Source organism: Micromonospora sp. NPDC048907 (genome assembly GCF_055586885.1).
The window spans coordinates 200,884-221,899 of record NZ_JBVJHI010000007.1 but is presented as its reverse complement, the minus strand read 5'-3'; the positions used below and the strand labels follow the sequence as shown (position 1 = coordinate 221,899).

Annotated in this window: 25 protein-coding genes; 11 read left to right on the top strand and 14 right to left on the bottom strand. The window is 74.7% G+C overall.

Annotated features, from left to right (window positions below; genetic code table 11):
* Positions 1 to 64 precede the first annotated feature (64 nt).
* Entirely contained in the window at positions 65 to 196 is a 132-nt protein-coding gene (locus ACZ6PY_RS25170; RefSeq protein WP_466075756.1) for a hypothetical protein, read from the top strand.
* On the opposite strand, the gene ACZ6PY_RS25165 is transcribed toward ACZ6PY_RS25170, so the two are convergent.
* The gene (locus ACZ6PY_RS25165) at positions 193 to 1,017 is read right to left on the bottom strand and encodes a SigB/SigF/SigG family RNA polymerase sigma factor (RefSeq protein ID WP_262283728.1); all 825 of its coding nucleotides are present in this window, start codon (positions 1,015 to 1,017) and stop codon (positions 193 to 195) included. The two genes, ACZ6PY_RS25170 and ACZ6PY_RS25165, sit on opposite strands and share 4 nt — an antisense overlap.
* Before the next feature lie 354 nt (positions 1,018 to 1,371).
* Here ACZ6PY_RS25165 and ACZ6PY_RS25160 point away from each other — a divergent pair, with 354 nt between their 5' ends.
* Positions 1,372 to 2,127, top strand: coding sequence for a hypothetical protein (locus ACZ6PY_RS25160; RefSeq protein WP_466075753.1), 756 nt, complete (start codon positions 1,372 to 1,374; stop codon positions 2,125 to 2,127).
* Here the strand turns inward: ACZ6PY_RS25160 and ACZ6PY_RS25155 are convergent.
* Positions 2,076 to 3,665, bottom strand: a complete 1,590-nt coding sequence (locus ACZ6PY_RS25155; protein WP_466075926.1) for a phospholipase D family protein — start codon at positions 3,663 to 3,665, stop codon at positions 2,076 to 2,078. The two genes, ACZ6PY_RS25160 and ACZ6PY_RS25155, sit on opposite strands and share 52 nt — an antisense overlap.
* 139 nt (positions 3,666 to 3,804) lie before the next feature.
* Here ACZ6PY_RS25155 and ACZ6PY_RS25150 point away from each other — a divergent pair, with 139 nt between their 5' ends.
* A complete protein-coding gene (locus ACZ6PY_RS25150) occupies positions 3,805 to 3,933 on the top strand; it encodes a hypothetical protein (RefSeq protein ID WP_466075750.1) in 129 nt (42 codons plus the stop codon).
* Between the two features lie 51 nt (positions 3,934 to 3,984).
* On the opposite strand, the gene ACZ6PY_RS25145 is transcribed toward ACZ6PY_RS25150, so the two are convergent.
* Both ACZ6PY_RS25145 and ACZ6PY_RS25140 read right to left on the bottom strand, forming a co-directional pair.
* A complete protein-coding gene (locus tag ACZ6PY_RS25145; protein WP_262283730.1) occupies positions 3,985 to 4,971 on the bottom strand; it encodes a pirin family protein in 987 nt (328 codons plus the stop codon).
* An 11-nt stretch (positions 4,972 to 4,982) separates the two neighbouring features.
* On the bottom strand, positions 4,983 to 5,465 hold the full coding sequence (locus tag ACZ6PY_RS25140) for a MarR family winged helix-turn-helix transcriptional regulator (protein WP_466075746.1): 483 nt from the start codon (positions 5,463 to 5,465) through the stop codon (positions 4,983 to 4,985).
* 126 nt (positions 5,466 to 5,591) lie between these two features.
* On the opposite strand from ACZ6PY_RS25140, the gene ACZ6PY_RS25135 reads away from it, so the two are divergent.
* Positions 5,592 to 6,176 (top strand): DUF1684 domain-containing protein, encoded by a 585-nt coding sequence (locus ACZ6PY_RS25135; protein ID WP_466075743.1) that lies wholly within the window; start codon positions 5,592 to 5,594, stop codon positions 6,174 to 6,176.
* Positions 6,177 to 6,227: 51 nt separating this feature from the next.
* Here the strand turns inward: ACZ6PY_RS25135 and ACZ6PY_RS25130 are convergent, their stop codons facing one another.
* Positions 6,228 to 6,815, bottom strand: coding sequence for a general stress protein (locus ACZ6PY_RS25130; RefSeq protein WP_262283733.1), 588 nt, complete (start codon positions 6,813 to 6,815; stop codon positions 6,228 to 6,230).
* Between the two features lie 109 nt (positions 6,816 to 6,924).
* Here ACZ6PY_RS25130 and ACZ6PY_RS25125 point away from each other — a divergent pair, with 109 nt between their 5' ends.
* Together ACZ6PY_RS25125 and ACZ6PY_RS25120 are read left to right on the top strand one after the other, a co-directional pair.
* A complete protein-coding gene (locus ACZ6PY_RS25125; protein WP_466075740.1) occupies positions 6,925 to 8,751 on the top strand; it encodes a glycoside hydrolase family 15 protein in 1,827 nt (608 codons plus the stop codon).
* 67 nt (positions 8,752 to 8,818) lie between these two features.
* Positions 8,819 to 9,319 carry a metallophosphoesterase family protein gene (locus tag ACZ6PY_RS25120; protein WP_466075737.1) on the top strand — a complete coding sequence of 167 codons (501 nt, stop codon included), beginning with the start codon at positions 8,819 to 8,821 and terminating at the stop codon, positions 9,317 to 9,319.
* Between the two features lies 1 nt (position 9,320).
* Here ACZ6PY_RS25120 and ACZ6PY_RS25115 read toward each other — a convergent pair whose 3' ends face one another.
* On the bottom strand, positions 9,321 to 9,545 hold the full coding sequence (locus ACZ6PY_RS25115; protein WP_466075735.1) for a DUF3072 domain-containing protein: 225 nt from the start codon (positions 9,543 to 9,545) through the stop codon (positions 9,321 to 9,323).
* A gap of 102 nt (positions 9,546 to 9,647) precedes the next feature.
* On the opposite strand from ACZ6PY_RS25115, the gene ACZ6PY_RS25110 reads away from it, so the two are divergent.
* Positions 9,648 to 10,595 (top strand): NAD(P)/FAD-dependent oxidoreductase, encoded by a 948-nt coding sequence (locus ACZ6PY_RS25110; RefSeq protein WP_466075920.1) that lies wholly within the window; start codon positions 9,648 to 9,650, stop codon positions 10,593 to 10,595.
* A gap of 66 nt (positions 10,596 to 10,661) precedes the next feature.
* A complete protein-coding gene (locus ACZ6PY_RS25105; RefSeq protein ID WP_466075733.1) occupies positions 10,662 to 11,717 on the top strand; it encodes an anti-sigma factor RsbA family regulatory protein in 1,056 nt (351 codons plus the stop codon).
* Here ACZ6PY_RS25105 and ACZ6PY_RS25100 read toward each other — a convergent pair.
* The 3 genes from ACZ6PY_RS25100 to ACZ6PY_RS25090 all read right to left on the bottom strand — a co-directional run bounded on the left by ACZ6PY_RS25100 (position 11,667) and on the right by ACZ6PY_RS25090 (position 15,968).
* Positions 11,667 to 12,962 (bottom strand): cation:proton antiporter, encoded by a 1,296-nt coding sequence (locus ACZ6PY_RS25100; RefSeq protein ID WP_466075730.1) that lies wholly within the window; start codon positions 12,960 to 12,962, stop codon positions 11,667 to 11,669. The genes ACZ6PY_RS25105 and ACZ6PY_RS25100 overlap by 51 nt on opposite strands.
* A gap of 64 nt (positions 12,963 to 13,026) precedes the next feature.
* Positions 13,027 to 13,788 (bottom strand): HAD family hydrolase, encoded by a 762-nt coding sequence (locus ACZ6PY_RS25095; protein WP_466075727.1) that lies wholly within the window; start codon positions 13,786 to 13,788, stop codon positions 13,027 to 13,029.
* Between the two features lie 41 nt (positions 13,789 to 13,829).
* A complete protein-coding gene (locus ACZ6PY_RS25090; RefSeq protein WP_466075724.1) occupies positions 13,830 to 15,968 on the bottom strand; it encodes an ATP-binding SpoIIE family protein phosphatase in 2,139 nt (712 codons plus the stop codon).
* Positions 15,969 to 16,168: 200 nt separating this feature from the next.
* Here ACZ6PY_RS25090 and ACZ6PY_RS25085 point away from each other — a divergent pair, with 200 nt between their 5' ends.
* The gene (locus tag ACZ6PY_RS25085; RefSeq protein ID WP_466075721.1) at positions 16,169 to 17,005 is read left to right on the top strand and encodes a membrane protein; all 837 of its coding nucleotides are present in this window, start codon (positions 16,169 to 16,171) and stop codon (positions 17,003 to 17,005) included.
* A gap of 57 nt (positions 17,006 to 17,062) precedes the next feature.
* Here ACZ6PY_RS25085 and ACZ6PY_RS25080 read toward each other — a convergent pair whose 3' ends face one another.
* Positions 17,063 to 17,425 (bottom strand): DUF6401 family natural product biosynthesis protein, encoded by a 363-nt coding sequence (locus ACZ6PY_RS25080; RefSeq protein WP_466075718.1) that lies wholly within the window; start codon positions 17,423 to 17,425, stop codon positions 17,063 to 17,065.
* A 164-nt stretch (positions 17,426 to 17,589) separates the two neighbouring features.
* On the opposite strand from ACZ6PY_RS25080, the gene ACZ6PY_RS25075 reads away from it, so the two are divergent.
* A complete protein-coding gene (locus ACZ6PY_RS25075) occupies positions 17,590 to 18,036 on the top strand; it encodes a hypothetical protein (protein WP_466075715.1) in 447 nt (148 codons plus the stop codon).
* On the opposite strand, the gene ACZ6PY_RS25070 is transcribed toward ACZ6PY_RS25075, so the two are convergent.
* Positions 18,037 to 18,246 carry a hypothetical protein gene (locus ACZ6PY_RS25070; RefSeq protein WP_262283745.1) on the bottom strand — a complete coding sequence of 70 codons (210 nt, stop codon included), beginning with the start codon at positions 18,244 to 18,246 and terminating at the stop codon, positions 18,037 to 18,039.
* Between the two features lie 177 nt (positions 18,247 to 18,423).
* Here ACZ6PY_RS25070 and ACZ6PY_RS25065 point away from each other — a divergent pair, with 177 nt between their 5' ends.
* Positions 18,424 to 19,668, top strand: a complete 1,245-nt coding sequence (locus ACZ6PY_RS25065) for an MFS transporter (RefSeq protein ID WP_466075712.1) — start codon at positions 18,424 to 18,426, stop codon at positions 19,666 to 19,668.
* A 37-nt stretch (positions 19,669 to 19,705) separates the two neighbouring features.
* Here ACZ6PY_RS25065 and ACZ6PY_RS25060 read toward each other — a convergent pair whose 3' ends face one another.
* The 3 genes from ACZ6PY_RS25060 to ACZ6PY_RS25050 form a co-directional block, all read right to left on the bottom strand.
* A complete protein-coding gene (locus tag ACZ6PY_RS25060; protein WP_091263540.1) occupies positions 19,706 to 19,969 on the bottom strand; it encodes a hypothetical protein in 264 nt (87 codons plus the stop codon).
* Positions 19,970 to 20,076: 107 nt separating this feature from the next.
* On the bottom strand, positions 20,077 to 20,538 hold the full coding sequence (locus tag ACZ6PY_RS25055; RefSeq protein ID WP_466075708.1) for an SRPBCC family protein: 462 nt from the start codon (positions 20,536 to 20,538) through the stop codon (positions 20,077 to 20,079).
* Between the two features lie 55 nt (positions 20,539 to 20,593).
* Positions 20,594 to 21,010, bottom strand: a complete 417-nt coding sequence (locus ACZ6PY_RS25050) for a DUF2795 domain-containing protein (protein ID WP_313721910.1) — start codon at positions 21,008 to 21,010, stop codon at positions 20,594 to 20,596.
* Positions 21,011 to 21,016: the final 6 nt, after the last annotated feature.

Genomic DNA, 21,016 nt, shown 5'->3' with positions numbered 1-21,016 from the left:
GCGGCCGCCGCGGGGCCCTGTTCGACTTCTGCGCGCGGCGGCGCGGCGGACCCCGCGCGCCCCGGTGGTCGACGCGCTGGACCTGCTGGTGCTGCGCTGGACACGGAACGGCCCGGCCGGCGCACCGCCGGCCGGGCCCGAGTGGTCGTCAACGGTGACCGGGCCCGCCGACCCGGTCACCGCCGCCACCCCCTAGTAGGTTCCGTCGAGCTGCCCGCGCAGCTTCGTGAGCGCCCGGGCCAGCAGCCGGGACACGTGCATCTGCGAGACGCCGATCTGCTCGGCGATCTGCGACTGGGTCAGGTTGCCGTAGAAGCGCAGGGTGAGGATCTTCTGCTCGCGCTCGTCGAGCGTGGCCAGCGCCGGCCCGAGGGCGACCCGCAGCTCGGCCAGCTCGAACTCGCCGTCCTCGCCGCCGAGCATGTCGCCCAGCTCGGTGGCGCGGTCGCCGTCGCCGGTCGGGGTGGACAGCGACACCGCGTTGTAGGCGCGGGCGCCCTCCAGGCCCTCCAGGACCTCTTCCTCGGTGAGGTTGAGGTGGGTGGCGATGTCGGCGACCGTCGGGGAGCGGCCGAGGGTCTGGAGCAGCGTGCTGTTGGCGTCGGAGATGGCCAGCCGCAGCTCCTGGAGGCGGCGCGGCACCCGGATGTCCCAGGTCCGGTCGCGGAAGTGGCGCTTCAGTTCGCCGATGATGGTCGGGATGGCGTAGCCGGCGAAGTCGACGCCGCGGGACGGGTCGAACTTGTCGATCGCCTTGATGAGGCCGACCGCGGCGGTCTGGGCCAGGTCGTCGGTGGGCTCGCCCCGGCCGCTGTAGCGGTGGGCGAGGTGGTTGGCGAGAGGCAGCCAGGCCTCGATCGCCCGGTCGCGCAGCGCGGCGCGCGACGGGTGGTGGGCGGGGAGCGCCGCCATCGCGTTGAGCAGGTCCGCGGCGCTGTCGGTGAGCGCCCTCGGGTCGAGCTTCTCGGAGGTGGACGGCGTTCTCGTCGCCGGCTCGCTGATCGTGTGCGCGGTCATGGGTGGTCCTCCCTGCACCTCGTCCGCGAAACAAAAAGACGTGACGCTTCGGTTTAGCTTCAGTTAGGCCGTTCGGAAGTCACCTTAGCCTGATCGGCCGGAGGAAATCTAGCCGAAAGTACGATGTACTTATGCCGTGTCCCGGCATGAAGGGTCTGAACCGGGGCAGAAACCCTCGGATGGCCGGCGCTGCGGTGGTGCGAGGCGGCCGGATCCGACTGACCGGACGGCCGATGTCCGGTGCCGACCGGTCAACGTGAAACCCGACAGTTGGCTCACACTGTCGTCTTTCCGTCGTTGTCCCGCAGACGGGACCGCCCGTAGCGTCCAGGTGTACACGTCTACGGAGGCACCGTGCTGGATCCCGCCGCTCCGCAACTCGTCGTCAACGCCCGGACCCTGCTGTTCAGCTGGGTCCCGGCGGACCCCGACGCGGTCGCGGCGCTCGTCCCGGCCGGCCTCCGCCCGCGTCCCGACCGCCAGGTGTTCCTCTGCCAGTACGTGGTGGACGACGAGACCCAGACCTCCGGGTTCGGCGCGTACTCGTGCACCTTCCTCGGTGTCTCACTCGCGGACATGGCTCCGCCCGACGGCGAGACGCCCGGCGGCTGGTGGACCCACTACCTCGCCTCCAGCCCGCGGGTCCGGCAGTACGCCTCCGCCCGCGGCGCCCCGGCCACGTCCGGGGAGACCCTGGTCGACGTGCGGGGCGGGCGGCTCGCCGCCGAGACGTGGGCCGACGGGCGGCCGCTCATCCAGGTGACCGCCGGCGTCGGGCACACCGGCACCGAGGCGCACAGCGGCCACCACCGCTACCTGACGGCCCGCGACGGCGAGCTGATCGTCGCGGACTACCCGTACGTGGCCGAGCCGGTGTCGCCGTTCGAGGTCGAGTCGGTGGAGTTCCTGGCCCCGGAGCACCCGGTCTACGCGCTCCGGCCGGCCAACCCGCTACAGGTGTGCTGGGGCTTCTACTCGCCCCGGGTGTCGTTCGCGTACCCGGCCCGGCCGAACGCGCTCGACGGGCCGCTGCCCAGCGGCGACCCGGTCGCGGCGGCTCACCAGGTGCCGGCGCGCCGGGCCCGCAGCGGCCTGCCGTCCGGGTCGTAGACCAGCCGGTACGCCGGCAGCGCCCACAGCCGGGTGTGCCAGGGCAGCCGCTCCGGCCGGTGCGGCCGCAACCGTCCCGGCGGGCGGGGTCCGGTGCGCCCGGACTCGTGCCACCGCTCCAGCTCCGCCGCCGCCGAGATGATCGCCGCGACCGCGTCCGCCGGGTCGAGCAGGTCGTGGTCGTCCCCGCCGTCCGGGTCCCGGTCCAGGTGCTCGCGCCACAGCCGCAGGCGCAGGTCGCGGGCGAACACCCGCGCGCCGTCGCCCAGCCCCGCCGGGTCGGTCGGGGTCCGCTCGTCCCGGGTGTCGTCCAGCACGGCGCAGGACAGCTCGCTGTCGTGGGTCCACGAGCGGCGGTTGAAGTTGTCGCTGCCCACGCTGGCCCAGACGTCGTCGACCACGCAGACCTTCGCGTGCACGTAGACCGGGGTGCCCTCGTGGTTCTCCACGTCGAAGACGTGCACCCGGTCCGGGGCGGCCCGGTGGCAGAGTTCGAGGGCCTGCGCGCGGCCGACCATGTTCGGCGGCAGCGCCAACCGGCCGTCGACGTCCGGGTGCCGGGGCACCACGGCCACCAGGTGCAGCTCCGGCTGCTCGCGCAGCGCCCGGGCGAACAGGTCGGCCACCTCGGTCGACCAGAGGTACTGGTCCTCCAGGTAGATCAGCCGGCGGGCCCGGCGGACCGCCTTGGTGTAGCCCCGGGCCACGGTCCGCTCACCGTCCGGCGCGAACGAGTAGCGCGGGCGTACCGCCGGGTAGGTGCGCAGCACCTGGACGTGGTGCGGCCCGCGGGGCGGCGGGTCGGCGGGCTGGTCGGGCAGCGGGTCCGGGGTCAGGTCCGAGCCGCGCAGCCGGTCCCGCAGGTAGGCCAGCGGGTTCTCCGAGTCCAGCGGCATGGGGTCGGTCCACCGCTCCCGGAAGGTGGTGTCCAGCGCGCCCACCACCGGCCCGCGGAGCGCGAGCTGCACGTCGTGCCAGGGCGGGTGCGGGCCGTACCGCGGGGACATGGCGACCGGCTGCGGGTCGCCGCCGTGCGCCGCGTCGTCCCGCCGGCTGTGGCAGAGGTCGATCCCGCCGGCGAAGGCGATGTCCCGTTCCGGGTCGCCGGGGCGGCGCAGCACGACCAGCTTCTGGTGGTGCGAGCCGCCGCGGCGGACCCGCTGGTCGAGCAGGACCTCCCCGCCGGCGGCGCAGATCACCTCGCTGAGGTCGCGGTTCTCCTCCTCGCTGTAGGAGAGCGCGTCGAGGTGGGACCGCCAGATCAGCCCCTTGACGATCACCCCGCGCTGGGCGGCCCGGGCGAACAGCTGCACCACGGTCGGCCCGTCCGGCCGCATCCGCTCGTCCGGGTCGCCGCGCCAGTCGGTGAAGAAGAGGTGGTCACCGGCCCGGAGGTGTTCCACCTCACTGACCAGCCGGTCGAAGTACGCGCTGCCGTGAATCAACGGCTCGACGAGGTTTCCGCTCGTCCAGACGGGTAACTCTGACCGTGGGTTGGCGCGTTCCTGTGCGGAGAGGAACCAGTCCCGCATCGCCACGTTCCAGCCTCCCGAGGTCGACATCGTCCTCACGGTAGGACCCCCGGCACGGCCCCGCACGCCGACCGTCCCCGGTCGGCCGGGTGCTCGCGTGGGGGTGCGCCGGACCCCTGGATCGCGAAACCGAGGAGGCCACAGCATGCCCGCCGAGACGCCGAACACCGTGACCGAGCACCGCGAGCAGGCGGTGGAGGGTGAACGGGGTGCGCTGGTGGCGGTCTTGTTGATGGTGATCCTCGGGGTGGCCGGGATCTTCGCCGTCTCCTGAGACCGGCGACGGGCGCCCCGGTGGACCGGGACGCCCGTCGGACGGAGCGGGTCAGGGGCGGTCGCCCTCGCCGCCGCTGTGCGGCAGCCGCTCGGCCGGGATCACTCCGAGCCGGCCGGCCTGGTAGTCCTCGACCGCCTGGACCAGCTCGGCGCGGGTGTTCATGACGAACGGGCCGTAGTGCGCCACCGGCTCCCGGATCGGCTGGCCGCCCATGATGTAGAGCTCCAGCGCCGGGGTGTTGGCGTCCTGCCGCGCGTCGGCGGTGACCCGCAGCGCGTCGCCCGGCCCGTGCACGGCGAGCTGGCCCAGGTGGACCGGCCGCCGGTCCGTGCCCACGGTGCCCCGGCCGGCCAGCACGTAGACCAGCGCGTTGAAGTCCGGCCGCCAGGGCAGGTTCAGCTCGGCCCCGGGCTGGAGCGTCACGTGCGCGATGGTGATCGGGGTGTGGGTCGAGCCGGGGCCCTGGTGCCCGGCGATCTCGCCGGCGATCACCCGGATCAGCGCGCCGCCGTCGGGCGTGGTGAGCAGCGCCGACTCCTTGCCGCGGATGTCCTGGTAGCGCGGCGGGTTCATCTTCGCCACCCGGGGCAGGTTGACCCAGAGCTGGAGACCGTGGAAGAGGCCGCCGCTCATCACCAGGTGCTCCGGCGGCGCCTCGATGTGCAGCAGGCCGCGACCCGCCGTCATCCACTGGGTGTCGCCGTCGGTGATCGTGCCGCCGCCGCCCTGCGAGTCCTGGTGGTCCATGATCCCGTCGATCATGTAGGTCACCGTCTCGAACCCGCGGTGCGGGTGCCACGGGGTGCCCTTCGGCTCGCCCGGCGCGTAGTCGACCTCGCCCATCTGGTCGAGGTGGATGAACGGGTCCAGCTCGGTCATCGGGACCCCGGCGAAGGCCCGGCGGACCGGGAAGCCCTCGCCCTCGTAGCCGCTGGGCGCGGTGGTCAGCCGGCGGACCGGCCGGTAGGTGGTGGACTCGGCGAGCTCCGGCAGGCGGGGCAGGACGAGGACGTCGTCGACGGTGATCGCGGGCATCGCGGGTCTCCTTACTTGTCGGCCGGGGTGGACGACGCGTCGCGGTCGGCGCGGAGGCGCCGGCCGAGCCGCTCGAAGACCCGGGTGAGGCAGGCGACCTCGGCGTCGTCGAGGTCGTCGATCAGGTGGGTGCGCGCGGAGCGCCGGTGGTGCGGCGCGGCCTCGCGCAGGGTCAGCAGCCCGGCGGCGGTGAGCACCGCCTCGCTGCCGCGCCGGTCGTCCGGGCACGACTCCCGGGCCACCAGGCCGCGCTTCTGCATGGAGGAGATCTGGTACGTCAGCCGGCTGGGCGAGAAGACCAGGCGGCTGGCCAGCTCACCCATCCGCAGCCGCTGCCCGGGCGCCTCGGAGAGCAGCACCAGCACGTGGTAGTCGGCGAAGCTCAGCTCGCTGTCGGCGCGCAGGTCCTCCTCGAGCTGCGTGAACAGCCGCTGGCTCGCCTCGATGTAGGCGCGCCAGCAGGCCAGCCGCTCGGGGTCCAGGCTCTCCGTCATGGCCCTGACAGTAGCACTATTTAAAATTTAAACAAGCCCTCCGCTGCCGTAGTGACCCGCGCGACAGTGATCTCGTACGGCGGTGATTTTCGAATCTGAACCACAGCGCCGGGCTAGGGTCGGAGAGTGGATGATCTCGACGTGCAGGACTGGCGTGAACGGGTGGCGCGGCTCTACCTCTCCGACCTCGACCTGGCCGGCTTCCGGGCCGCCCGCGACGAACTGTTCCGCAGCCACCCCAGCAGCCCCCTGCCACCGGCCGACCGGCCCGGCTTCACCGGCCTGCGCTGGTTCCCGCCCGACCCGTCCGCCGTGGTCGAGGCGCCCCTGCGCCCCGCCTCGGGCACCGAGAGCATCGACACCGGCGGGTCCGACGGGGTGGTGCGGTACCGGCGGGTGGCGGTCGCCGAGACGCCCTGGGGACCGCTCACCCTCTGGTGGATCGAGGCGTACGGCGGCGGGCTGTTCCTCCCGGTGCGCGACGCCACCTGCGGCGCCGGGGCATACGGCGGCGGGCGCTACCTCACCGACACGGTGAAGGGGACCTTCGGGCGCGGCCTGACCGTGCTGCCCGGCAACCGGGTCCGGCTCGACGCCAACTACCTCTACAACCCGAGCTGCGCCTACGACGACCGGTGGGCCTGCCCCCTCGCGCCGCCGGAGAACCGGGTCGACGTCCCGATCCGGGCCGGCGAACGGTCGTACCACTGACGGCGCGACGCCCCGGCGCGACGGTGCGCCGGGGCGTCGGGAACCGACCGGTCAGCGGGCGGTGGCGCCGGTCGGGGTCAGGTGCATCCGGCCGAGCAGCTGCCGGGCCTGGTCGGCCAGCTCCGCGTCCACGGTGACCGCGTACTGGCTGGCCCGCAGCGAGCTGGCCGAGGTGAAGTCGCGCTGGCCCCCGGTCATGGCGTGGGCCACCGCGCCGAACACGGCGCCCCAGATCGCGCCGATCACCAGGCCCACCACGATCACCGCGAGCCAGTTCCCCGCGGTGAAGATGCCGAAGAGCAACCCGATGAACAGGCCGAACCAGGCGCCGGTGCCCGCGCCGACCAGGGCGGCGCGGCCCGTGGTCAACCGGCCCATCACGGTCTCGACCAGGGTGAGGTTCGTCCCCACGATCGCCGTGCGTTCCACCGGGAACCGGTTGTCGGCCAGGTAGTCCACCACCCGCTGGGCGGACGGATAGTCCGGGTACGACCCGATCGTGACGGTCGGCGGGCCGGCCTGCGGCCCGTGCCCATCCCCGCTGGGCGGCGACGGGCGGCCGCTCGGACCGGACGGGAGGTTGTCGCTGCCCGGCATACCGGGCCGCCAGGCCGCGGTCGGACTCGAGGAACTGGTCATGAGCATCCTCCTTCGTCAACCCGCCGCGTTCCCGTCCCCGTCGGGGGGTAACGCGGCCGTCCGGCCCGATGCCGGCGCATGGCGGCCGCCGCCCCGGGTAGCCAACCCCGTGCGGACCGGACGGATCAGCGAGCACGGTTTCCTCGCCGACGGGCACAGCGCCGCCCTGGTCGACCGGGCCGGCGCGGTCAACTGGTGGTGCCCGCGCCGCTTCGACGCCCCGTCGGTGTTCGGCCGGCTGCTCGGCGACGCGGCCGGCCACTGGAGCATCCGGCCCGTGGACGGGTTCACGAGCACCCGGTCCTACCTGGACGACACGCTGGTCCTGCGTACGGTCTTCACCACCGCGACCGGGACGGCGGCCGTCACCGACGCCCTGGCGCTGGAGCCCGGGGCGTGCGGGCACCGGATCGGGCTGCGGTCACCGCGGGTGCTCGCCCGGGTGGTCGAGGGGCTCACCGGCGAGGTCCCGATGCTCGTCGACTACGCGCCGCGCTTCGAGTACGGCCGGGTGACCGCCTACCTCACCGACACCGGCGGGGTGATCGCGGCGACCGGCGGCGCGGACCGGCTGGAGCTGCGCGCCAACGTGCCGTTGACCCTGGGCGAGGGTGCCGCGTCTGGGCGGTTCACCGCCCGCGCCGGCAGCACCCACCACTTCACCCTCGGGTACGCCCCGACCTACCAGGGTGGCGCGCCGGCGCTGCCCGACGCCGACCAGGTGCTGGCCGACACCGCCGCCGGCTGGCGGTCGTGGGCCGCCCTGCACGACTACCAGGGCGACTACCGCGACCTGGTCCGCCGCAGCGCCATGGTGGTGCAGGGGATGACCTACGGGCCCAGCGGGGCGGTGGTCGCGGCGGCCACCACCTCGATCCCGGAGGAGCTGGGCGGCGACCGCAACTACGACTACCGGTTCGTCTGGCTCCGCGACTGCAGCCTCACCCTCCAGGCGCTCTGGCTGGCCGCCTGCCCGGACGAGGCGGACCGGCAGTTCAGCTGGGTGGCCCGGGCCGTGGGCCGGAGCGGCGGCGAGCCGGTGCCGATCATGTACGGCGTCGAGGGCGAGCGGGACCTCACCGAGCACCGCCTCGACCACCTCGCCGGATACGCCGGCAGCCGGCCGGTCCTGGTCGGCAACGACGCCTGGCGGCAGCGGCAGTCCGACGTGCTGGGCGAGGTCCTCGACGCGGCGTGGCTGATGCGGTACTACCTCGACCCGATGTCCCCGGAGGTCCGGCAGCTGCTGCACGACCTGGCCGACCAGGCGGTGGGGGAGTGGCGCCGGCCCGACGCCGGGATGTGGGAGGCGCGCGACGCCGAGCGGCACTACCTGTCGTCCAAGGTGCAGTGCTGGACCGCGCTGGACCGGGCCGTCCGGTTCGGAGCCCGCATCGGTGAACCCGCCGACGTGGCGCGCTGGGCGGCCGCCCGCGACGAGGTACGCGCCGTGGTGCTCCACCGGGGCTGGAACGACCGGGTCGGGGCGTACACCGGCGCCTTCGACTCCGACGAGCTGGACGCCTCGGTGCTGATCATGCCGCTGGTCGGCTTCCTGCCCGCCCGGGATCCGCGGATGCGCGCCACGATCGACCTGCTGGAGCACCGGCTGTCCCGCAACGGCCTGCTGCGCCGCTGGGACGAAGACCCGGCGGGCTTTCTGATCTGCTCGTTCTGGCTGGCGGCCTGTCTGGCCGAGGCCGGCGAGCTGGACCGTGCGCGGCAGCTGTTCGTGCGGCTCGCCGCGCAGGTCAACGACCTCGGCCTCCTTGCCGAGCAGATCGACGAGACCACCGGTGAGCAGCTGGGCAACTTCCCGCAGGCGTTCTCGCACATCGGCCTGATCAACGCCGCGGGCCGGATCACCGCGGCCGCCGGGCGGCACGGCGGCCAGCCGGCCGCGCCGACCGCCCTCACGGAGGACCAGGGGGCCTGAGCCGGAGCGCCGGGTCCGGTGCGGGCGCCACCGCGACAGCGGGACCGGCGACGGGCAGGATCGGGGCATGGAGCTGGTCATCATGGCCGACACGCACGTGCCGAAGCGGGCGCGGGACCTGCCCGCGCCGCTCTGGGCGGCGGTCGAGGCCGCCGACGTGGTGCTGCACGCCGGCGACTGGGTGGACGTGTCGCTGCTGGACGCCCTGGAGGCCCGTTCCCGCCGGCTGGTCGGCGTGTACGGCAACAACGACGGGCCGCCCCTGCGCGCACGGCTGCCCGAGGTGGCCCGGGTCGAGCTGGACGGGCTGCGGGTCGCCGTGGTGCACGAGACCGGGCCGAAGACCCGCCGGGAGGAGCGCTGCGCCGCCGCCTTCGGTGACTGCGACCTGCTGGTGTTCGGGCACTCCCACATCCCGTGGGACAGCGTGGCCCCGGGTGGCCTGCGGCTGCTCAACCCCGGCTCACCCACCGACCGGCGGGCCCAGCCGCACGCCACCTACCTGACGGCGCGGGTGGCGGCGGGGCGGCTCGACGGGGTCGAGCTGCACCGCCTGCCCCCGCGCTGAGTCACCGGCCGCGGCCGGTCTCCGCCTGGAGCTCGTCGATCCGGCGGGACGCCTCGGCCTTGGTCAGCCCGTCCGGCACCTCCTCGCCCGCCTCCCGGGCCAGGGTGTGCAGGTACGACTCCTGCGCCGCGGTCGGCGGCTCGTCGCCGGTGACCCAGTCGTCCGGGTCCTTCACGGCGGCGTCCGGGTTGACGTTGTCCTTGTTGCCGTTGCTGCGGTCGGCCATGGTGATCACCTCTCCTCGAACAGGTGTTCCACTACCCTTGTCGCGCGGTCTTCATGCCGGCCGCCCCCTACGATCATGTGCGTGACTGCGGACCGGGCGGGTGTGGTGGTGGTCGGCGCGGGCATCGCCGGAGTGGCCTGCGCGGCCGAGTTGTCCCGCGCCGGCATCGCCGTGCGGGTGTGCGAACGGGCCCGGGTGACCGGCGGGCGGATGGCCAGCAAGCGCTTCGAGGGCCGCCCCGCCGATTTGGGCGCCGCCTACTTCACCGTCGACGACCCCGACTTCGCCGCCGTGGTCGGCCGGTGGCGGGCCGCCGGCCTGGCCCGGGAGTGGACCGACACGCTCGTCGCGTACGGGCCGCGGGGGCGCGAGGCGGTGACCGGCCCGGTGCGCTGGGCCGCTCCGCGGGGCCTCCGCTCGCTCGTGGAGCACCTGGCCGGGGATGTGCCGGTGGCGCACAACCGGCTGGTCATGACCGTCGAGCCGGGTCCCCGCGTGGACGGGCGGGCCGCCGAGGCGGTCGTGCTGGCCATGCCGGGCCCCCAGGCCGCCCTGCTGCTCGACCCCGCGCTGGCGGCGGCCACCCGGGCGGTGGCGGCCCAGCGCTGGTCGCCCGCGCTGGCCGGGGTGCTGCGCTTCCCGGCCCGCCGCTGGCCGGACTTCCGGGGCGCGTTCGTCAACGAGCACCCGGTGCTGAGTTCGGTCTGCGACGACGGGGACCGGCGCGGCGACGGCGCCCCGGTGCTGGTCGCGCACACCACCGCGGAGTTCGCCTCCGGGCACCTGCTCCAGCCCACCGCCGCCGGCCCGGCGATCGAGCAGGCCGTCCGCGACCTGTTCGGGCTGCCCGAGCCGGCCGAGCTGACCCACGTGCACCGCTGGACGTACGCGAAACCGGCCGCCCGCGTGGACGGCCCCTACCACCTGGACGACGACGGAATCGGTCTCGCCGGTGACGCCTTCGGGCGGCCGCGGGTGCAGGGCGCCTGGCGCTCCGGCCGGGACCTGGGTCGTGCCCTGGCCGCCCGGCTGCTCGCGGACCGTGGCTGACCGGTGCCACTGCGCGCAGGCGGCCCGTCACCCACGGGTATCCTTCGGCGGGGAGGTGCAGGGGCAGTGAGCGGTGCCGGCGGTCGGCCGCGGGACGGCAGGACCGGCGTCGACCGGTCGCCGTTCCCGGAGGGCGGGCTGCGCCACGACGCCCTGTTCTACACCGACGACCGGGACTACCGCACCGCGGTGAGCAGGTTCGTCGAGGCCGGACGGGCCGCAGGTGAGCCGGTGCTGGTCGCCGTGCCCACCGACCGGCTGCCCCTGGTCCGTCCGCTGCTCGACCCGCTCGACGGCGTCGACGTGGCCGACATGGCGGTGCTGGGGCGCAACCCGGCGGCCATCATCGCGGCTACCCTGAGCGACTTCGTCGACCGCTACCCCGGCCGCCGGGTCCGCGTGGTGGGCGAGTCCCTGTGGCCCGGCCGGCGGCCGGCCACCCACCGGCACTGCGTCGAGCACGAGGCGATGATCAACCTGGGCCTCGCCGACCGGCCGCTCACCGTGCGCTGCCTGTTCGACCGGTCCCGGCTGCCGGCGGCGACCCGCGCCGACATCGCCCGGACCCATCCCTGGCTGGTCAGCGGGGGAGTGGCCCGGCCCAGCGCCGGCTACCGGCCGCCCCGGGCGGTGCTGCGCCGGCTGGCCCGCCCGCTGCCCCCGCCACCCGACGGCGCCCACGTCGAGCCGGTCCGGCCGGAGGGCCTCGGGGCGCTGCGCGCGGCGGTGGCCGCCGTCGCCGAGGCCGCCGGGCTCGCCGCGGAACGGGTCGACGACCTGCGGATCGCCGTCACCGAGCTGGCCTCCAACGCGCTCACCCACGGCGCCGGGCCGGCCATCGCCCGGTGCTGGGCCGCCGCGGGCGACCTCGTCTGCGAGGTGAGCGGCCCGGGCGAGCTGGCCGACCCGCTGGCCGGCCGGATCCCGCCGCCGGTGACCGGCGTACGCGGTCGGGGGCTGCTGCTGGTGCACCGGCTCTGCGACCTGGTGGACGTGCACGTCGCCGACGGGGTGACCACCGTGCGGCTGCACCTGGAGCTGCCGGCCGCCCGGCTGGTGCCGGCGCCCCGGTCAGCCCCGGACGCCGCCCAGGGCGGGTTCGTCCGCCCGGCCCCGCTCTGAGCCCTCCCGGGTCCGCTCGCCGGCCCGGTCCAGCAGCTGCATGACCGGGGTGGCCGCGATCCCGTGCACCACCACCGAGATCACCACGACCAGGCCGACCGTCGCCCAGATCAGTTCGGCCTGCGGAAACTCCGTCTTGCTGGTGGCGTACGCCAGGTAGTAGAACGAGCCGACGCCGCGGATGCCGAACAGCGAGATCACCCAGTGCTCGGCCGGGCGGCCCGGCGCGCCGCGCAGCGACAGCCAGCCGGCCAGCGGACGGATCACGAAGACGAGGGCCAGCCCCACCAGGGCCGCCGGCCAGGTCAGCGGGGCGAGCAGCCCACCGATCACCGCGCCGCCGAAGAGCAGCAGCAACAGCACGGTGAGCAGCCGCTCGACCTGCTCGGCGAAGTCGTGCAGCACGGAGTGGAACTCGTGGGTGCGTTCCGCCGACCGGATCGCCCGGGCCGCCACGAAGACGGCCAGGAAGCCGTACCCGCCGACCACCTCGACCAGCCCGTACGCCAGGAAGGTCGCGGCGAGGGCGAGGAAGCCCTCGGCGTGCCGGGCCAGCCGCAGGTCGCTGGGGGCCCGGAAGAACAGCTTGCCGAGCAGCCAGCCGACGAGCAGGCCACCGCCCACCCCGACGGCGAGCTTGTAGAGCACGTCGACCGCGAGCCAGTGGGCCAGCCAGTCCGCCGGCGCGAGGCTGGTGGTGGCGATGGCGATGGCCGCGTAGACGAAGGGAAAGGCCAGGCCGTCGTTCAGCCCGGCCTCGGAGGTGAGCGCGAAGCGCACCTCGTCCTCCGAGTCCTCCACGTCGGTCGGCTCGCCGACCTGCACGTCGGAGGCGAGCACCGGGTCGGTCGGGGCGAGCGCGGCGCCCAGCAGCAGCGCCGCGGCCGGCACCAGGCCGGCCCACCACCAGCCCAGCACCGCCACCGCGGCGATGCACAGCGGCATGGCGACGGCCAGCAGCCGCCACGTCGACGACCAGCGGGCCCAGCTCCACGGCCGGTCGATCTTGAGGCCGGCGCCCATGAGCGCGACGATCACGCCGACCTCGGTGAGGTGGGTGGTCAGCTCCGGCCAGCGCAACGGGTCCGGTGTCGGCAGCCCGGTGGGCAGTACGAAGACCAGCATGCCGAGGCCGAGGAAGGCGATCGGCATCGACAGCGGCCGGCGTTCCAGCACCCGGGGCAGGATCCCGGCCAGCAGGGCGCCGACGCCCAGCAGGGCGAACGCGACATCGACCGGTTCCACGGCACCACCTTCCGCCGCCCGGCGGTGCGGGCAGGTGGTCACCAGTGCCCCGAAGCGGCGCCGACTATGCCTCCGCGTCCGTCTTCTCGCCCGTGGGACCGGTCACCGTGTCGCCGGCCCGGCGCGGGGCGCGAACCGACCTGGCCGGGTCGGTGAGGGCGGCGATCGCGCTGTCGGCGAGGCCGTCGAGAAGGGCGGCCGGGTCGTCGTAGACGGCCACCGCCCCCGAGCCCGCCAGCTCGCCGCGGCTGGTGCCGCCACAGGTCAGCCCGATGCAGGGCACGTCCAGCTTGCCGGCGGCGGCGACGTCCCAGACCGAGTCGCCGACGAACACCACCCGCTCGGCGGCCAGCCCCGACTGGGCCAGCGCGGCCGCCAGGATGTCCGGCGCCGGCTTGCTCTCCTCCGCGTCCGCCGAGGAGGTCACCGTGTCGATCACGTCGTCGGCGTCGAGGGCGGCCCGCAGGGCGGCCACCTCGTGCTCGGCCGCCGACGTGGCCAGCACCACCCGCAGCCCGCGGGCCGCGCAGGCGCGCAGCAGGTCCACCGCCCGGGGCAACGGCACCAGCCGCTCCCAGTACTCGGCGTACAGCGCGTCGTGGGTGTCGCGCAGCTTGCCGTCCGCGTCCCGGTCCCGCTCCGCGCCGAGCAGGTGGTCGAGGAGCTTGTCCGAGCCCATCCCGATGGCCCGGTGGATCCGCGCCATCGGCACCCGGTGGTCGCCCTGGCGGAGCGCCTCCCACCAGCTCACCGTGTGCAGGTACGTGGTGTCGACCAGGGTGCCGTCCACGTCGAAGAGGACGCCGCAGCGGTTGTCGTCAGGCATGGCACCACTCCTACCCGTCCGGGCCGGCCCCGACGCGCGACTCACCCGGGTGGGATGAGGATTTCGAACCAGACCGTCGAACCGCGCACCGTGGGGTCCGTGCCCCAGGCGTCGCTCAGCTCCTCGATCAGCCCCAGCCCGCGGCCCCGGCTGCTCAGCGTGTCGGTCTGCGCCCGGGTCACCTGCCCCCGGGTGCCGGAGTCGGCGACCGAGACCAGCAGGCGTTCCGGGCTCAGGTCGATCTCGACCCGGGCGGCGGTGCCGGCGTGCAGCAGGGCGTTCGTGGTCAGCTCGCTGGTGCAGAGCACCGCCGCGCCGACCACCGCCTCGGGCACCCGCCAGTCGGTGAGCTGGGCGGTCAGCCAGTGCCGGACCCGGCTCGGCGCGGTCGGCTCGGCCGGCACCTCCATGCGGGCCGACCGGCTCGGCTTGACCGCGTGCTCGACGGCCAGCACGGCCACGTCGTCCTCGGTGGCGCCCGGCACCGCGGCGGTCGCCACCGCGCAGAGCGCCCGCGGGTCCCCGCTGCTCGCGGCGGTCACCGCCGCGCTCAGCCCGGTCAGGCCGGCGGTGAGGTCCTGCCAGCGCCGCTCCACCACGCCGTCGCTGAACAGCAGCAGGGTGTCGCCGGGGCGGAACGGCACGGTGACCGTCCGCGGGCGGCCGCCCAGACCCAGCGGCGGCGCCGGCGGCACCTCGACGTACTCGGCGACCGGGTCGCCCTCGGCGGGGCACCGCCGGATCAGCGGCGCGGGGTGGCCCGCGCTGGCCAGCGTAACCCGCTCCCGGTCGGCCTCGATCACGCCGAACACCACGGTCACGAAGAGCTCGTGCGTGCCGCCCTCGGTGCCGAGGCTGGCGACCAGCCGGTCCAGGCCGCCGAGCACCGCGTCCGGCCGGGGATCGGAGAGGGCCAGCGCGCGCAGCGCGGCGCGTACCTGACCCATCCGGGCGGCGGCCTGCACGTCGTGCCCGGCGACGTCGCCGAGCACCACGCCGAGCGCCCCGGTGGGCAGCACGAACGCGTCGTAGAAGTCGCCACCGGCGGCGTTGCCGTCGACGCCGGGGTCGTAGCGGGCGGCGATCCGCAGCCGGGGCAGGTCGGGCAGTTGCTCCGGGAGCATGCTGCGCTGCAGCAGCTGGGCGGTGCCGTGCTGGGTCTCGAAGCGGCGGGCCCGCTCGGCGGCCTGGCCGACCAGCTCGGCCGAGGCGGCGAGCAACGCCCGTTCCGCCGGCGACCAGGGGTGCGCGGCCTGGTAGCCGACGGTCAGCGCGCCGCGGATGACTGTCGAGCGCAGCGGCAGCGAGGCGATCGCCCGGATCTTCTCGTCGTGCCGGTCCGCCGCGCTGTCCCGTAGCGGCTGGCCGTCGCCCACGAAGGACGACACCCCGCTGCGGGCGGTCACCGCGATCGGCACGGCCGAGTCGGCGGGCAGCCGGCGCCACAGCGGCGGGAGCCGCTCGTCGGCCTCGTCCAGCAGCTCACCCCGGACCCGGCGGACCATCCGCCAGGCCGCGCCCTCGTCGACGACGAACGAGACCCGGTCGGCGTCGAAGGAGTGCAGGCAGTAGCGCAGCGTGACCCGGGCGACGTCGTCCAGGGTGAGGGTGCCGGAGAGCGCCGCCGCGAAGTCGCTCAGGCTCTGCAGCTGCTGGGTGACCTGGGTGGTCTGCGCCGCCACGGCGAGCACGCCGATGATCTGCCCCGTCGAGTCGCGCACCGGGGAGTAGCCGCGGGTGAACACGGCGGGCTCGGCGGGGCCGGCCTGGTGCCGGTCGACCGGCAGCACCGCCTCCCGCTCCAGGTAGGGCTCGCCCCGCCGGTAGACCCGGGTGACCACCTGCCCGGCGGCGGGGTCGTGCCAGAGGTCGGCGAACACCTCCGCCGCCGGCTTGCCGAGCGCCGCCGGGTGCCGGTCGCCGATCAGCTCCGCGTAGCCGTCGTTGTAGAGCAGGACCAGGTCCTCGCCGTAGAGCAGGGCCATCGGCACCGGGGAGGCCAGCACCAGGTCGACCACGGCGCGGACCGCCGGATCCCAGCCGTCGGGCGGACCGAGCGGCGTGCCCGCCCACGGGTGGGCCAGGACGGTCGCCGCGCCGGACCCGGTCGCGCCCGCTCCGGCGCCCGCTCCCGGGTTGGGGGCTGATGGCGTGGGGACCCGCCCGACGGTGCCTGGCATGACCGCAGCCTAACCGGAGCCTGACGGTCTGGTTTCGAGCACGCGCGCGCGTCGGCCGCCAACCGGCCCGATCGCGGGCGTTAGTGCAGGTCAGGGATGGTTCGACCGGGCATGTCGGGAAATTGCCCCGGGTCGGCTCGGCGTGCTGCCGACGCGACCGGGTATGCGGGCGGCGCAGTTCACGCGACAGGAGGGACAACATGCCGAAAACCCTCGCGGTCGGGCAGGCCGACATCGGTGACGCCCTGACCGATTTCTGGAGGTCGGTGCTGCTCTTCATCCCGAGGGCCATCGCGTTCATCGCGATCCTCGTGGTGGGTTGGCTCATCGCCCGAGCCGTCCTCAAAATCGTGGACGCGGCACTGGAACGGGTGGGATTCGATCGGGCCGTCGAACGCGGCGGCATCAAACGCGCGCTCGAACGCACGAGATACGACGCCAGCGACATCCTGGCCAAACTGGCCTACTACGCGGTCCTGTTGTTCACCCTGCAGTTCGCCTTCGGGGTGTGGGGACCCAACGCGATCAGTGACCTGATCCGGGGGGTGGTCTCCTGGCTGCCGCGGGCCTTCGTGGCGATCGTCATCGTGGTCATCGCGGCCGCCATCGCCAACGCGGTGCGGGAACTGGTCTCGGGCGCCCTCGGTGGGCTCTCGTACGGCCGGGTGCTGGCCGACGTGGCGGCGATCTTCGTCCTGGCCCTCGGCGTCATCGCCGCGCTGAACCAGGTGGGCATCGCCACCACGGTCACCACGCCGGTGCTCATCGCGTTCCTCGGCACCATCGCCGGCATCCTGGTGGTCGGCGTGGGCGGTGGTCTGATCAAGCCGATGCAGAACCGCTGGGAGGGGTGGCTCAACCGGGCCGCCGAGGAGTCCCGGGCGTTCCAGCAGCAGCGCCAGGCCCAGGGCGCCGGTCGCAGCGACTACGAGCGGCAGATGGCCGACCGGGGCGGTCAGCCCAGCCCGGCCATGCCGCAGTCGTCAATGTCCGGCGCGGGCGACGAGACCCAGCAGTTCCGCCGGCCGAACGGCTGAGGAGAACAGGGCGAGGAGGGTGTCCGCGGGGCGATCGCGGGCACCCTCCGCCGTGTCTCAGGTCAGGTCGCGCGGGTCCAGCGCGCGGGTGAGCAGGCAGACCGCGAGCAGGCGGGTGAGCACCCAGTCCGCCTCGGACCAGTCGACCGGCTCGACCGGCGGCTCCCAGCCGTGCTCCCGTGCCGCGTCGCGCACGCCCTCGGCGTATCCGGCGAGCGCCGCCACGGTCAGCGGGCGGCGGTCGCCGTCCAGGCTGTCGCGTACGCCGGCGGCGTGCTGGTCGACCGCGGCGAGCAGGCCGGGGTTGGCGGCGGCCGCGGCGAGGCCGGCGGTGCCGACGGCGGCGGTGAGCGTGGTGAGGCTGGACCTCGCGGCCACCGCCGCGGAACGGGTCGCCACCCGGTTGTTCGGCACGCGCATGGTGACCGAGGCTAGCCCCGCCGGGAGCGGGGCGGCCTCGGCCGACCGGCCGATGCCCGGGTCCTCCGGGTGATGCGGTGCCCCGCCCGGCGGGATTGAGCCGCGCGCCGCGGGGCAGAAGGGATACCGCGCAGACCGCGCAGGCGACACCGCGGAGGAACGGAATGGGACAGCAGGTGGACGGGCCGGACCGGGCGCACCGCCGGCCGGCGGGCGTGAGTGACGCCACGGTCGAGGCCCTGGGGAAGCTCAGCGAGGCGCTGGAGTGCGTCGAGCGGGCCCGCGGGCACCTCTACTCGCTGCACCAGCTCATCGGGCACGCCGACCTGATGCTCGACGACGCCGTGGAGCTGTTCCGCTCCGCCGGGCACCCGGAACTGGCCGCGCGGGTCGAGGAGGACCTGCTCGGGCGCAACGTCATCGCGGGACGCTGGACCTTCCAGATCGTCGAGGACTTCGACGACGGGTACTACGCGCTCTTCCGGGAGTTGGACCGGCGGGCCCGTGACGAGCTGGTCGGCGGGCGGCGGCACCTCTATGAGGCGGAGATGAAGGAACGGCGCCGCAGCCCGGGACGGCCGGGGCACGAGGCGCGCCCCGCCGAGGCCTGATCAGTCGGAGGAGCGGGCCTGCGCCGTGCGGCGTACGCCGTCGTCGGCGATGATCACGGTCGCCACCATGAGCGCCACCACGAGGCTGAACAGCCAGGAGCTGTCGTCGACGAGCCGTGCGGCGACGGGGGCCTGGACCGCGGCGAGCAGGAAGCCGAGCCAGGCAAGGCGGCGCTGACGCTGGGAGAGGAAACCGGAGCCCTGTTGCATCCCGAAAGTCTTACGCGGGGCAGGGGCATCGCCGTCAGCCGTTCGGCCGATTCTGGATGGGCTGTCCGTTTTCCCGACCGTCCGTATCGCACTTTTTGTCGGTTCGGCTGAGCATAACCTCGCGGGCCCCGGCCCCGGTCGGTCCCGGCCGGTGGTGGCTGGGCAGGATGGGGCCTCGTGTCCCGCGTCCCCGCTCCGCCCCGCCCCGCCCTGCTGCTCCTGGCCTACCTGGCCTTCGTCAGCCTCGGGCTGCCCGACGGCCTGATCGGGGTCGGCTGGCCGTCCATCCGGCGGGACCTGGGCGTGCCCACCGAGGCGGTCGGGGTCGTGCTCACGGCGGGCACGGTGGCCTACCTGACCTCCAGCGTGCTCGCCGGGTTCACCCTCGCCCGGCTGGGCGTCGGCTGGCTGCTCGCCGGCAGCACCCTGCTCGCCGGCGCCGCCCTGACCGGGTACGCGTCGACCCCCGCGCTCGCCGTCATGGTCGGCTTCGCGCTGGTCCTCGGGCTCGGCTCCGGGGCGATCGACGCCGGTCTCAACGCGTACGCGGCCGCCGCCTTCGGTCCCCGGCACATGAACTGGATGCACGCGTTCTTCGGGCTCGGCGTCGCGATCGGCCCGCTGATCATGACCGCGGTCCTCGGCGCCGGACTGAGCTGGCGCTGGGGGTACGCGCTGGTGGCCGCCGCCCAGCTCGTCCTGGCCGCCGCGTTCGCGTTCACTGTGCGGCTCTGGCGCGGCGACCCGCCGGCCGCCGCGGCCCTGCCGCCGGACCCGGTCGCACCGCAGGTGGTGCCCGGCGAGCCGGCCGGCGCGGGGCCCGCGCGGCGGACCCCGATCGGCGCGACGCTGCGGCTGCCGGCCGTGTGGCTCGGCGGAGCCGCCTTCGCCGTCTACGTGGCCATCGAGGTGTCCACCGGCCTGTGGGCGTTCCTGCTGCTCATCGAGGGGCGGAAGCTCTCCGCCGCGGTGGCCGGGCTGTGCGTCTCCGGCTACTGGGGGAGCCTCTTCGTGGGGCGGGTGGTGCAGGGGGTGGTGGCGGAGCGGCTGGGCACCGCCCGGGTGCTGCGCGGCAGCCTGCTCGGCATGGCCGGGGGAGCGGTTCTCATCGCGCTGCCCGCGCCCGGCTGGGTGACCGTCGCCGGCCTGCTGGTGGTGGGCTTCGCGGCGGCGCCGGTGTTCCCGCTGCTCACCCTGACCACGGCGGAACGGGTGGGCCGCGACCACGCGGACCGGACCATCGGCCTGCAGATCGGCGCGGCCGGCCTGGGCGCCGCCCTGGTGCCGGCCGCGGTGGGGGTGCTGCTGGCCCGGGTCTCGGTGGCGGCGCTCGGCCCGACCCTGGTGGTGCTCGCGGTGGCGCTCGTCGCCCTGCACGCCGTCGGCGACCGCCAGGCCGCCCCGGGATCCCGAGCCGGCTGAACCCCGGGACGCGCACACCGGGCGCCCCGGGGACGGCTCACATGTTGTCCGGGCCGGTCCGTCCGGTGGTCGACGGCCGGTACGCCCGGTCCGCGTCGGTCATCTCCCGCCGTTCGGCCTCCGGGCCGGCACCCCGGTCCACCGCCTCCGGTCCGTGGCCGAACGCGGCCTCCTCGCCGGCGTCGTTGCCGGTGGCGTCGTCCGCCTGCCCGTCGAGGGTCGACCGGGCGATCGCGCGGTCCAGCTCGTGCAGGGGAGTGCGTTCCTCGTCGCGCCAGACGTGACTGTCGTTGTCGGTCATTCCCCTGCGGTACCCGGGCCGGATGATCGCAAACGGCCCCCGGACGCGGCGATGGCCGCCGGAGCACCGGCGGCCATCGGGGTTCGCGTCGTCCGGGGGTCGGCGACTCAGGGGGTCGGCCGGTCGACCTTGCCGCGCCAGGCGCCGGTCTCCTGACCGCGCCGCTCGATGTACTGCTTGAACCGCGCCAGGTCGCCCTTGGCCCGGCGGTCGACCACGCCCAGCTTGTCACCGGCCTTCTCGACCGCGCCGTGCGGCTCGAACTCCAGCTGCAGCGTGACCCGGGTGTGCCCCTCGTCCAGCCGGTGGAAGGTCACCACACCGGCCTGCTGCGTGCCTCCGGTGGAGCGCCAGGCCACCCGCTCGTCGGGCAGCTGCTCGGTGATCTCGGCGTCGAACTCGCGCTTCACGCCGGCGATCTCCACGGTCCAGTGGGTCATCGTGTCGGAGAGCTGCCGGACCTCCTGGACACCCTCCATGAAGTGCGGAAACTCCTCGAACTGCGTCCACTGGTCGTAGGCGGTGCGGATCGGGACGGACACGTCCACGTGTTCCATGACGCCGCTCATGTCGGTGTTCCTCCTGTTCCGCCGGTGACTGCTCGCGGACCGTGGGCCGGTCCGCTCACCAGCGCGTCGTCTCGTTCTTGTGCCCCAGGGCGGCCCACACCTCGGACACCGTCTGGTACCGGGTGCCCTCGGGCAGGCCCTGCAACGCCGCCACGATGTCGTCCGGCGCCTCGTTCTCCCGGGCGTTGGCCACCAGCGCCTCCCGGTCGCCCGGCAGGGCGGACATCGTGATGAACCGGCCGAGGCGGCTGCGGCCCTCCACGTCCTCCGAACTCATCCCCTTCGGGGCGCCGGTGCGCAGCTCGCCCGCCGGGGCCGTGGTGGCCTCGGGCTGGTCCTCCCCGGCCGGTTCCGGCACGCGGTGCTCCTCGACCCGGGAGCCGCCCGTGCCCGGCCCCTGGATCAGGCCGTTCACCTCGCTGCTCATCTGCTCGTCGAGCCTGGGTGAGTGCTTGCTGCTGCCACGTTCCATGCCGAC